The following is a 12,471-nucleotide window of genomic DNA, read 5'->3' as shown; positions in this document are numbered from 1 at the left end:
TGAGATGATTGAAATTCTAATTATTACGGCATTGGTCCTTTGGAGTGCATTGGTCGTATTCAAAAAGGTTTTTCCACAGACGTCAAATTCAGTCTTTATGAAACTGTCAGATGCCACGGAAAGAAAAGGGTGGAAGGCACTATCAAAGTGGCTTAAACCCAAAATGACTACTGGATGTGGCGGAAATTGCGCTTGTCCTGTTTCAGACAAGGAAACACCCAAGTTAAACCCTCAAGCTGTGAAATGGAAGTAGTTTACTTCAATAAAAAAACCGCCTAAATTGGCGGTTTTTTTACGCATGGACACAAAATAATGTCAAGATTATGAAATCAAAAAAAGCATTCAAAGCAGCAAAGTGCTAACATTTCGGCAGTTTCTAATTAGACTAAAATATGGGGCAGAAATGTTAATACAGCGTGGTGGATTAAAAGTTGTCGCAGGACTCGGAATTTCGGGTGTTGCTGCGGTAAATTTTCTACATGAAAAAGGCTATCACGTTGCAGTAACAGATTCGAGGACCTCTCCACCTGGACATGATCAAATTCCACCTGAAGTCCAAACTAGCTTTGGAAAATTTGACGAAGAAATGTTGTTGTCTGCTGAGGAAATTATTATCAGTCCAGGGCTTGATCCTAAACTGCCAGTGATTCAAACAGCGCTTGCACAAGGCATTCCTGTTGTCAGTGAAATTCAAATTTTACGACGTGCGACTGAAAAGCCTATTGTTGCAATAACAGGTTCTAATGCAAAAAGTACAGTGACCACCTTGATCGGCTTAATGGCGAAAGATGCAGGTAAAAAAGTTGCTGTAGGGGGGAATTTAGGACGTCCAGCCTTAGATTTAACCAAAGATGATCCAGAGCTATATATCTTAGAACTATCCAGTTTCCAATTAGAAACTACATCGAACTTAAATGCTGAAGTTGCTGTCGTCTTAAATATGAGCGAAGACCATCTCGATCGTCATGGCGATATGATGGGATATCACACTGCCAAACATCGTATTTTTCAAGGTGTCAAGAAAGTGGTCTTTAATCGGGATGACTCTTTGACACGTCCTTTAGTACCTGATGCAACGCCAATGCAGAGTTTTGGGCTCAATGCACCAGATATGAATCAGTATGGCGTACTCAGAGATACTGATGGCACGATGTGGCTAGCAAGGGGGCGTGAACGTTTATTGAAAAGTTCTGAGATGTATATTCAAGGGACACACAATGTCGCAAATGCACTTGCGTGTTTAGCTTTAGGTGAAGCGATAGGTCTACCATTAGAGGTCATGCTGGAAACTTTGAAAACCTTCAAGGGGTTGGAGCATCGCTGCGAATTTGTCAAAGAAGTGCAAGGTGTTCGTTATTATAACGACTCAAAAGGTACAAATATTGGGGCAACCTTAGCAGCATTAGACGGCTTAGGTGCGGCGATCGCAGTACAGAAAGCTAAAGTTGCCATCATTTTAGGTGGTCAAGGTAAAGGGCAAGATTTTACTGCTTTAAGAAAATCATTAACGGAATTTGCAAAACTCGCGGTACTCATTGGTGAAGATGCGCCAGTGATTGAACAAGCAATTCAAGGCACAACCACAATTCTTCACGCTACATCATTAGAAGAAGCAGTAAAATTATGCCAAGCAAATACACAGCAACATGATGTGGTATTACTTTCGCCGGCATGTGCAAGTTTTGATATGTTTACTGGCTATCCACAACGCGGACATCAATTTGTTGCTTGTGTGAATGCGCTGCACGAAGAAAAATAAGGACGAAGATATGGCTGAGTCAGCTCAGACAACGATTGATAAAGTGAATAAAATTTACCAACGTTGGTTACCACGTATTCCAAGTGAAATTACATCAAGGAATGTTCTAATTTTTTGTGTGATTGCACTGCTCTGTATTGGAACGGTGATGGTTGGTTCAGCTTCTATGCCTTACGCAGAAAGATTGCATGAAAATCCATTCCACTATGTCATCCGCCATGCCATATCCATCGTGGTTGCGTTTGTCGCAGCAATTTTGGTTTATCGTGTTTCGTTAAATACCTGGTTTAATAACACATTTCCGTTATGGATGATGAGTATGGCATTGCTTGTCGCGGTGTTATTAGTCGGTTCGGAAGTGAACGGTTCGACGCGTTGGATTCGAATCGCAGGATTTACCTTCCAGCCTACTGAAGCTGCGAAAGTGATGATGGCTATTTTTACTGCAGATTATGTTGTCCGTCGGGCAGAAGAAGTGCGGAATAATGTGAAAGGGCTGGCACGATTAGCAACAGTAATGCTATGTACAGTTGGTTTGATTATTGCTGAACCTGACTTAGGTGCAACGGTAGTGGTTGCCTTAACGATGTTAGGGGTGTTCTTTCTTGCAGGTGCGCCACTAATCCAGTTTGGTATTGCATTGGGTGCCATTATCATGGCATTTGTAGTGCTGGTTGTGTTCGAGCCTTATCGTTTCGAGCGTTTAATGTCTTTTACCAATCCATGGGCAGATCCTTTAGGTTCTGGTTATCAGCTTTCAAATGCGCTTATGGCCTTTGGACGTGGTGAATGGTTAGGGGTAGGCTTAGGCCATAGTATTCAAAAAATGTCTTATCTCCCTGAGGCGCATACGGACTTTATGTTGGCTATTTTGGCAGAAGAGTTCGGTTTCATGGGCATTACGGTTGTTCTCGCACTGTCATTTCTTATGGTGGGTGCGTGTATTCGAATTGGGCATCGTGCCATTCAACATCAATTCTTGAGAGCGGGTTATTTGGCTTACGGGATTAGCATTATTTTTGTTCTGCAAATTATGGTAAATGCTGGCATGAATATGGGGCTGCTCCCAACAAAAGGTTTAACTTTACCATTTATTAGTTATGGTGGTTCATCTCTGATTATGTGTGCTGTCATGGTCAGTTTAATGCTGAAAATTGAAGCAACAACCCAAGAAAAGAATCAGGCTAAGGAAGTATCTAGCTTTTAAAATACACGATTGTATCTTAAGCATTCAAATCTGATGATGGTGGAGTACTATTTTGCTGCAACACCATCGTTGGCATATGTGTGCCACAGTTTAAACAGGTGACTTGACCAGATTTGGGTTTTGATAGTGGAATCAATGGAATAAAAAATAAAGAAAAATAATTGCGTTGTTGTTTAATTTCATAATTGCTATATGTACGACAGACTGGGCATAGAAATTGCCCCTTTTCCGTTTTGATGGTTTTAGGTCCTACCCCAAAAATAAAAAACATAATGAACTCCTGATTAATCTATCTAAATGGAATTCAAAAACATTTTCAGCTGAATAACAAGCATGATTCTGTATGGACACTATTCAAAAACACCTTGTATGGTGGTGCCAACTGGAATTTTCTTACGATCCCATTGTTGAATTGCCTGTAGAAGCATGCGATTTGGTTGATCTAGATCAACTGGATCTTGTCCTAATGCGTGAATAGCTTTGTTCAAGAGTTGGGGGGCTTGGGTGAGATCAAGTGCTACAGCTAAATTTTGCTTAGAAAGCTTTGTACCATCTTTATTCATTGCTAGGGGCAAATGCATATACTGAAGTTCAGGGTAGCCCAATAATCGCCCTAACCAAATTTGTCGTTCAGTGTTATCCAGCAAATCAGCACCACGCACAACATGAGTCATTCCTTGTAGATAATCATCCACAACCACGGCGAGCTGATAATTAATAATACCGTCGCGACGTTTAAGAACAAAATCTCCTAATTCATTGGTCAAATTAGAGCAATGCTGACCTTGTAAAAGATCCTCAAAACAAATCAACTCGTTTGATGTTTTAACCCGAATGGCTTGTTGATCGTGTGGTAGTTTTAAATCGCGGCAAGTACCGCTATAGATATGATTAGAGCCTAATATTTTGCGTGTACATTGGCAGGCATAGGTGAGGTCACGTTGCTGAAGATCATTTAAGACCGATTCATAGATGTTTAAACGGTCTTTTTGAAAGATAATTTCGTCATCAAACTCGAAACCGAAAGCTTCAATACATGACAAGATATGTTCTTCACTACCAGGATATATGCGAGGGATGTCTGTATCTTCAATTCGTACAACCCATTTGCCTGCATGAGATCTTGCTTCACAATAGCTTGCAACAGCTGTAATGAGTGATCCAAAATGAAGAGGGCCGGTTGGCGATGGCGCAAACCGACCCACATAAGCCATCCTGTTGTCCCCCTCCTTTATCAAAGGAGGGGTTAGGGAAGGATTATTAAATAACATGATTAACCGTTATTTTGTTTCTCTTTAATTTCAGCTAAAGTTTTGCAATCAATGCAAAGCGTCGCTGTTGGACGAGCCTCTAAACGACGTAAGCCAATTTCGATCCCACAGGTTTCACAGAAACCATAGTCATCATTTTTGATTGCTTCGATAGATTGTTCAATTTTGCGAATTAACTTGCGTTCACGGTCACGAGTACGAAGCTCAATCGCAAACTCTTCTTCTTGCGTTGCACGGTCATTTACATCAGGCAATGCAGTATTTTCATCTTGCATTGTATTTAATGTTCGATCCACTTCTGACATTAACTCGTCTTTCCATGCCAATAAAATTTGACGGAAATGCTCAAGTTGACCTTCAGACATGTATTCTTCATTTTTTTTCGGCTGATAAGGCTCGATGCCAAATAGACTCGCTGTAGTACCGCCTTCGGAAGTCTTTGGCTTGGTCTTACGCACGCGTTTTACTTTTTCAGCAACTACGTTGTTTTCTTCCAAGACTTGATTTTGGTTGTCATTCGCCATAAAGGGCATTCCTCATCATATGCGTGTTTGCGTACGCAAAAAATATGGTGATATGCAAGTGTTTTTATCGCTTCCGATAGATTGTTGCTATCGGGGGCGTCATCATATAGATTTTTTATCAAAGATGAAAGCTATGAATATCTGTTTTGGACTGTTCAGATTCCATTCGGACAGATAACTTAATCCAAAACACTTTAAAAGAAAAGCTAATAACCTGAAATTTCTTTATTAATATTTTGCGCGAAATTTTGTAGGCGATGAACACGTGTTTCAAAGCTACCGTCAGTTTTCAGTAGTAGGCTGCGATAGCCTGGTGCAAGGTCATCAAAGGCAAAATCTTCAGTCTTTGGTTTAAACTGAACGGAGGTGGAGGGCGTTGATAAAAATTGAATATTTTTCCAAACATTCAACGAATCTTGGTGCACATGTCCAAAGATCACTGCTTGAATGTGTTGATACTCTGCCATGATCTGTGTCAATTGATCTGAATTTTTTAAGATGTGTCGATCAATCCACTTGGACTTCATTTCAAGTGGGTGATGATGACACGCCAAAATGACAGGGTGCTGCTGTGTTTCCTGAAGAATCATTGATAAATGATTCAATTGTTCTGCTTTAATCCAACCATCTACTTTGTGGGGCACAGCACTATTTAATAGGATGATTTTCCACGTTTCGAAAGTTAACACGGCCGGTATAGGATCAGGCGCTGCAAAAGGAAAATATTCGGCATCATCATGATTCCCTGGAATTTGATAAAACGGAATATTCAAATTTTTCATGAAACTCAAATATCGCTGATAAGTTGCCTCATGTGGTACCTGTGCCAAGTCACCTGTATGAATAATCGCATCAATGTCTTGATAGCGATTTAAAATATCATTGATCACTGCATGAAAACTTTGTTCAGGATTTATCTGAACAAACGGCGTGTCAGGATGATCCATGAGATGAGTATCGGTAATTTGGATAATGAGCTGATCATTTTTATTCTGTTTGATTAAAGGCGTCATAAATTACCTCAGCGCTATAGAGGTAGTGGCAATGTGCTGTTTGAGCCATTGCAGAGCCATGATGACAGGTGCATTACACAATCGTTTGGATGCCAATAATTGTTCAAGATCTGAATAAGCTAAGATATGCAGTTGGATATTCTCACCTTCATCTGGCATACCATGAATACCGCCTTGCTCAGGAAGATCTGCTTCTGCAACATACAAATGAAAAACTTCATCGCACGCACCAGCAGAAGGGTAGAAGGTAAATAAATGTTCCAGATTACGAATTTCACAACCAGATTCTTCTAAACTCTCACGCTGAATACATGTTTCAGGTGATTCATCGCCATCTAATACGCCTGCAATGATTTCTAGTTGCCATGGGGAGATAGGATCATCGATTGCACCAATTCGGAATTGTTCAATCAGTGCAAAGCGCTTGAGTGCATCATTGTAGATGAGTACACCAGCAGCTTCTTTTCGATGCACTAATTCACGATGAATTGTTGGGGTATAAGTATTCTCACCAAATAAACGATGTGTGATGCTCACTTTCTCTATACGAATGAATCCTTGATAAAGGGATTCGCGAGAATGGACCTTAAAATCTTTATTATTGTAAGTAGCTTTTTCAAGAATTTTCATTCGTATACGTTAGGACAAAAATTTATTTCATCCTAACTGAGATTGCATTAAAGAAAAACAGATTTTTTAATTTTTACAGCTTCTGATACAACTTTTGTCCTTGCTTATGATACTCATTTTTCATCGCGTTGAGACCTGATTCAATCTCTTGATTTAACTTGAGATCTAGATTATCAGACTGCTGATTTTGAGCGTATTCACGCACATTTTGGGTAATCTTCATTGAGCAAAATTTAGGCCCACACATCGAACAGAAATGCGCTGATTTATGTGCCTCTTTAGGCATAGTTTCATCATGCATACTACGTGCCGTATCAGGATCTAAACTTAAGTTAAATTGATCTTCCCAACGAAACTCAAAACGTGCTTTTGAAAGCGCATTATCACGGACTTGAGCACCTGGGTGTCCTTTGGCGAGGTCTGCAGCATGTGCTGCAATTTTATAGGTAATAATGCCATCTTTGACGTCCTTTTTATTGGGTAGACCTAAATGCTCTTTAGGTGTTACGTAACAAAGCATCGCTGTTCCATACCAACCGATCATGGCTGCACCAATTGCTGAAGTAATATGATCATAACCAGGTGCAATATCTGTTGTTAATGGTCCTAATGTATAAAAAGGTGCTTCTTTGCAAACCTCAAGTTGTAAATCCATATTTTCTTTAATCATATGCATAGGAACATGACCAGGACCTTCAATCATGACTTGCACATCGTGTTCCCAAGCTCGATGGGTTAATTCTCCTAATGTACGCAGTTCGGAAAATTGGGCTTCGTCATTGGCATCTTGAATGCACCCAGGGCGTAAACCATCACCTAAGCTGAATGAGACATCATAGGCTTTCATGATCTCGCAGATTTCATCAAAATGGGTGTATAAGAAATTTTCTTTATGATGTGCAAGACACCACTGTGCCATGATTGAACCGCCGCGTGAAACGATGCCCGTTAAGCGATTGGCTGTGAGAGGAACATAGCGCAATAAAACACCAGCATGAATCGTGAAGTAATCAACCCCTTGCTCAGCTTGTTCGATTAAAGTGTCTTTAAAAATTTCCCATGTAAGATCTTCTGCTATTCCATCCACCTTTTCTAATGCTTGATAAATCGGAACAGTTCCAATAGGTACAGGGGAGTTACGAATAATCCACTCGCGTGTTTCATGAATATTTTTACCAGTAGACAAATCCATGATGGTGTCAGCACCCCAACGTGTTGCCCATGTCATTTTTGCCACTTCTTCATCAATGGATGAACCCAGTGCTGAGTTGCCAATATTGGCATTAATTTTCACTAGGAAATTGCGTCCGATAATCATCGGTTCGAGTTCAGGGTGATTGATATTGGCAGGAATAATGGCACGACCTGCAGCGACTTCTTGGCGTACAAATTCAGGTGTAATTTCTAATAAATTTTTTGCACCAAAGTTTTGACCAACATGTTGGCGAATATCCACACCTTCGCGTTGCTTTTGGTTTTCTCGAATCGCAATGTATTCCATTTCAGGCGTGATAATACCCTGCTTAGCATAATGCATTTGCGTGACGTTATGTCCTGGTTTAGCTCGACGAGGTTTCTGGATATGTGCGAAACGAATGCCAGCTGTACGAATATCTTGAAGACGTTCTCGCCCAAATTTTGAGCTTAATGTCGCGAGTTGTTCTGTATCTGCGCGCTCTTCAATCCATGTATCTCTGAGGTTTGGTAGGCCTCGATTTAAATCAATTTGAATCTCAGGGTCGGTATAAACACCTGAAGTGTCATACACCAAAATGGCAGGATTATACTCACCGCCTAAGCCCGTTGGTGTATCGGAGAGTGCAATTTCACGCATGGGTACGCGAATATCTGGACGAGAACCTTGAACATAGACTTTTTTTGACGCTGGTAAAATGCGGGTGAGATCTTGAGCATCTTGCTCATGTTGAGCAGAGAGATCTGTATTTGAAAGATTCGTTAATTGGTTCATTGCAATGATCCTTATGAATGACATCAACGAATCAAGCACGACCAAAAACGGTGGCGGAATTATCCTGAATGAATAACCTAGAACAAAGTTTTTAGATGGCTTGATTCCTACGCAGGTATTAACCTGATCAGGTTCAACGGTACTCACCATCAAAACAATGTTTTAGGTGATCTCAGCGAGTTATTACTCGCGCTCCGTCAAGCGATGCCAAAATATTAACATATAAAGTCAGATTAAAGTCATCAGACTATGATGTATAACAAATTGCGTCTTTAAAGCAATTACGACGATTTTCAAGATCAACAGTTTTTAAGTTTAAATAGTGACTTAGCTGTATAAGAACTTGCGGATTTTGATCAGTCTGATTTGAAGTTAATTTACTTTTTTGTTGTGAATCCAGTTCGATAAATTTTAAGAAAAGTCTCGCTTGATCTGCTAAACGACTATTTTTCATATTTGCGAGTTGTTCGATTTCAGCTAAAGCATCGGGTGCAATTTCAACACGGCCTTCAAAATCATGAGAAACAGGATCATGTTTGAGACCTTTAAATAATAGATTTGAATAAAAATGATAAAGGTACTCTGCATCTAAACGGAAACTGCTTTGAGGGTATTTTTTTAGATAATTTTCCCAATACTGGGCACGTCTAGAAATCTCTTGTGCTTCAAGATGAAAATGAGGATCTTCAAATTGTGCTTGCTGATTTTGTTCAGCAAGTTCTTGCATAAATGCTTGTTCTGCCTCAGGGAAATAGGGGGCAAATACTCGTGCTAAATAATATGGGTTTCTTTGATAGGTTGCTTGGTGGTTAATATCGACGAGATCAATATACGCTTGACCCTTATGCCGAAGTAAATATTGATCTCGTGGATGTAATTTTTCAATTTGTGATTGTTGAATCGTCGGAAATTGCGACTGGTCATGAGCATATAAATCAAAAGCTTTCTGCTGTTCAGGTGATCGATCTAAACTTAAGAAATTTCTATACATGATGTCTGCCAAACCAATCAATTCTTTCTGTTCCTGAAATGGCATTAAGGGAAGACAAAGTCGAATATCTTGATTGATTTGCTCAATGGCGAATGTAGTCCGTTGAGCAGTTATCCCGAGCATTTCTTTTTTGAGTTTTTGACAAATGAGGTTGAGATCAGGTGTGGTGTTCTGGTTTTGGGTTGGGTTTGGAGATTCAGTAGGTATTTCTTCGGAAATCGGTTTTTGACACGCAGTTAAGCCAAGACTTACGACTATAAGAGTCAATAATTGACGAATAGGCTTAAACGTGTGCAAAAATGACTTCATTGAGATATCAAAATACAGTTAAAGTGTGAAATGAGGCGCAAATAGATTTTCACTTATTTTAAAACCGTACAGTGAAATTTATTGTAGTTGCTTCGCAATCAAGCGTTAAAATAATGTATGAAAAACATACATCAATTCGCATAATTCAAAATAATTCTCCGGATTAAATGAAAAAATAATAAAATTGATACGTAAAAAGTTCGATTAAAGATTATATTTGCAACATCCTATTCTAATTACTTGTTATTCAAATGCTTAAGGTACTGTGAAGTCATTATCATGAAAAAAACTCTACTTGCAGTCAGTTTAATTGCGCTTAGCCCGATGAGCTTTGCATTGAACCTCGTTGAAGCCTATGAGCGAGCAAAGCAAACCGATCCAAATTGGCAAGCCAACGTTTTGCAGTATGAGGCTGATCAGTTAAATATAGGTTTAGCAAAAGGTAATTTGCTGCCGACAGTAACTGTTTCAGGAAATGTGACGCGTAAAAACCAAGATGTAAATCATTCAAGTACAGAATCGAATCCTTTTTTTAATAGTTCTGACCTGTTGGCATCGACATCGACCACTCGTCAAATTGCGATTACTGCACGACAACCCATTTTCAGAATGGATGCTTGGCAGGGATATAAACAGGTAAAAACCTCAGTTCAACTGAGTGAAGTCACTTTAAAACAGCAACAGCAACAACATATATTAAATGTCTCTGAAGCTTATTTTAATGTACTACGTCAACAGGCTTTAACGCTCACTAACGCTCAAGAAGAAAAAGCATTATTCGAGCAGCTCAATATGATGAATGCCAAACTCAAAGAAGGTTTAGTTGCTGAAAGCGATGTGAGCGAAGCGAATGCACAATATCAAAATGCGCGAGCAAATCGAATTGCGACAGGTGTTCAATTAATCTTGGCACAAGAGCAACTTGCTCAGTTGATTGGACCTTACCAAGAAAAGCTCGCTGTTTTAAGTGATGATTTCGAGTATCAAAAGCCTGTACCGAATATCATGAGTGAATGGACTAAATTAGCTCAAGAACAGAATCTTGAAATTCTACAAGCGCGTTTGCAACGTCAATATGCCAATGATCAGCGACGTGTAGAGCAAGCGGCGCTTTATCCTCAAGTCGAAGCCGTAGCCACTTATGGATATAGTGAACAGTCACCACAAACAGCTATATCGAGTGATGGACGGTTCGATCAGGTGGGTGTAGAAATGAACTGGAATGCCTATACCGGTGGGCGAACTAAAATTAATATTGATAAAGCGACAAAAAATGTTGAAAAGTCGGAACGCCAATTAGAAGCTGCGATACGTAAAGCAACCACAGATGCTAAAAAATCTTACCTACAAATTGATATGGATAGTGCTACATTGCAAGCGCGCAAAGCTGCCATGGATTCTTCAGCATTAGTCGCGAAAGCCTCCCAAGCTCAGTATGATGAAGGGCTTAAAAGTATGGTTGATGTGTTGCTTGCGCAAAGAAATGCTTTTGCAACGCGATTAGATTTTGTGAATGCTCAATATGATTATGTGTTGAATGTGTTGAGGTTGAAGGCTTCTGTGGGACAATTGAATGAAAATGAGCTTCGTCAAATGAATGCGTGGTTAGTTGAAAAATAGAATAAATTGATTGTTTTGTCATCAAATATTCACAATTGATATGCTTTAATATGGCAAAAATTTCAATCCATTCACGCTGTGTGGAGTAATAAGACTTTGAGCTCTAATAATCCTGTACTTAGCCACCATATTTCTTCTCAATTTAACGAAGATTTGCAAGATGTCCATACCAAATTTATGGCGATGGGTGGTTTGGTTGAGCAACAAGTTGCTAATGCCATTCATGCTCTTTTAGATACAAATGTGAATTTAGCTGTAGATGTCCAATTTCAGGATAATACGGTAAATCGCTATGAGCGTGAAATTGATGAAGGTTTGACTTTGATTTTAGTGCGTCGCCATCCTGCTGCAAGTGATCTGCGTATGGTGATTGCAATGAGCAAGGCCAATACCGATTTAGAACGTATTGGTGATGAAGCAGCTAAAATTGCACGTATAGCCCAAAATCTATGTGAAGAAGGTGAATCACCTCGTGGTTATATGGAAACACGTCATATCGGTAATCAAGTGCGAGTAATGATTCATGATGCATTGGATGCATTTGCACGTGTTGATGCAGAGCAAGCACTTAAAGTATTGTTGGCTGACGCAGATATCGATCGTGAATATCAATCTGCTACACGTACATTAATGACCTACATGATTGAGGATCCTCGTCATATTTCTCGTGTTCTGAATGTCATGTGGGTGCTGCGTTCTTTGGAGCGTATTGGTGACCATGCGCGAAATATTTCTGAACAAGTGATTTATATGGCTAAAGGCTATGACGTACGACACACCAGTGTGGAAGAGATTGAAGAAAAAGTTCAAGGTAATCATTAAAATAGAATTCATATAATACACAAAAACCTCGAATATCGAGGTTTTTTTATGTGATATTAAACTTGATTTTTGTAAAAGATATAGACAAAAAAATTCCTAGATTTTGGGGGAAATCTAGGAAGGAAAACTGATGAAACAGTACGCTGTTATTATTATTTGTTCACTCATAATCTTGCTATGAAATAATAATATTCAAATTATGTGTAAAGTTCAGCTGCAAAAGTGTGATTTTGTGTAATTTAATATTTGTAAAATGTAAACCTTATCACAATTTAGTGTCCTACCCAATCCTGCCTATTTCATTAGTTTATGTCAACTATTATGATGATCTAAAAGTAAATTTTAGAATCTTTCGA

The 12,471-nt window shown here is 39.3% G+C and carries 12 protein-coding genes and 1 riboswitch; of the genes, 5 read left to right on the top strand and 7 right to left on the bottom strand.

What is annotated here, in order from left to right:
- The first annotated feature begins 4 nt into the window (after nucleotides 1–4).
- The 3 genes from AC1M85_RS13505 to ftsW all read left to right on the top strand — a co-directional run bounded on the left by AC1M85_RS13505 (nucleotide 5) and on the right by ftsW (nucleotide 2,966).
- The gene (locus AC1M85_RS13505; RefSeq protein WP_488213235.1) at nucleotides 5–253 is read left to right on the top strand and encodes a DUF6587 family protein; all 249 of its coding nucleotides are present in this window, start codon (nucleotides 5–7) and stop codon (nucleotides 251–253) included.
- A 150-nt stretch (nucleotides 254–403) separates the two neighbouring features.
- Nucleotides 404–1,759, top strand: a complete 1,356-nt coding sequence (murD, locus tag AC1M85_RS13500) for a UDP-N-acetylmuramoyl-L-alanine--D-glutamate ligase (protein WP_488213234.1) — start codon at nucleotides 404–406, stop codon at nucleotides 1,757–1,759.
- A 10-nt stretch (nucleotides 1,760–1,769) separates the two neighbouring features.
- Nucleotides 1,770–2,966, top strand: a complete 1,197-nt coding sequence (ftsW, locus tag AC1M85_RS13495) for a putative lipid II flippase FtsW (protein WP_488213233.1) — start codon at nucleotides 1,770–1,772, stop codon at nucleotides 2,964–2,966.
- Nucleotides 2,967–2,982: 16 nt separating this feature from the next.
- Here ftsW and AC1M85_RS13490 read toward each other — a convergent pair whose 3' ends face one another.
- The 7 genes from AC1M85_RS13490 to AC1M85_RS13460 form a co-directional block, all read right to left on the bottom strand.
- A complete protein-coding gene (locus tag AC1M85_RS13490) occupies nucleotides 2,983–3,237 on the bottom strand; it encodes a zinc-ribbon domain-containing protein (RefSeq protein ID WP_035263916.1) in 255 nt (84 codons plus the stop codon).
- 79 nt (nucleotides 3,238–3,316) lie between these two features.
- Complete coding sequence (gluQRS, locus tag AC1M85_RS13485; protein WP_265734071.1) at nucleotides 3,317–4,180, bottom strand: tRNA glutamyl-Q(34) synthetase GluQRS; 864 nt, start codon at nucleotides 4,178–4,180, stop codon at nucleotides 3,317–3,319.
- A gap of 59 nt (nucleotides 4,181–4,239) precedes the next feature.
- Entirely contained in the window at nucleotides 4,240–4,761 is a 522-nt protein-coding gene (gene dksA, locus AC1M85_RS13480) for an RNA polymerase-binding protein DksA (protein WP_035263919.1), read from the bottom strand.
- 206 nt (nucleotides 4,762–4,967) lie between these two features.
- Nucleotides 4,968–5,774, bottom strand: coding sequence for a 3',5'-cyclic-AMP phosphodiesterase (gene cpdA / locus AC1M85_RS13475; protein WP_488213232.1), 807 nt, complete (start codon nucleotides 5,772–5,774; stop codon nucleotides 4,968–4,970).
- Nucleotides 5,775–5,777: 3 nt separating this feature from the next.
- Entirely contained in the window at nucleotides 5,778–6,404 is a 627-nt protein-coding gene (locus AC1M85_RS13470; protein WP_481589168.1) for an NUDIX domain-containing protein, read from the bottom strand.
- 73 nt (nucleotides 6,405–6,477) lie between these two features.
- The gene (gene thiC / locus AC1M85_RS13465) at nucleotides 6,478–8,373 is read right to left on the bottom strand and encodes a phosphomethylpyrimidine synthase ThiC (protein ID WP_481593237.1); all 1,896 of its coding nucleotides are present in this window, start codon (nucleotides 8,371–8,373) and stop codon (nucleotides 6,478–6,480) included.
- A gap of 87 nt (nucleotides 8,374–8,460) precedes the next feature.
- Nucleotides 8,461–8,580, bottom strand: a riboswitch (TPP riboswitch).
- A 40-nt stretch (nucleotides 8,581–8,620) separates the two neighbouring features.
- On the bottom strand, nucleotides 8,621–9,673 hold the full coding sequence (locus AC1M85_RS13460) for a hypothetical protein (RefSeq protein ID WP_488213231.1): 1,053 nt from the start codon (nucleotides 9,671–9,673) through the stop codon (nucleotides 8,621–8,623).
- Nucleotides 9,674–9,952: 279 nt separating this feature from the next.
- Between AC1M85_RS13460 and abuO the strand changes: the two genes are divergently transcribed.
- A complete protein-coding gene (abuO, locus tag AC1M85_RS13455; RefSeq protein ID WP_481593239.1) occupies nucleotides 9,953–11,293 on the top strand; it encodes a multidrug efflux outer membrane protein AbuO in 1,341 nt (446 codons plus the stop codon).
- A 96-nt stretch (nucleotides 11,294–11,389) separates the two neighbouring features.
- A complete protein-coding gene (phoU, locus tag AC1M85_RS13450; protein WP_035263928.1) occupies nucleotides 11,390–12,115 on the top strand; it encodes a phosphate signaling complex protein PhoU in 726 nt (241 codons plus the stop codon).
- Nucleotides 12,116–12,471: the final 356 nt, after the last annotated feature.

It is taken from the genome of Acinetobacter sp. 24-47-64 (assembly GCF_057737055.1).
Note: the sequence above shows the minus strand (reverse complement) of the source record. Positions and strands in the feature narration are given on the sequence as shown.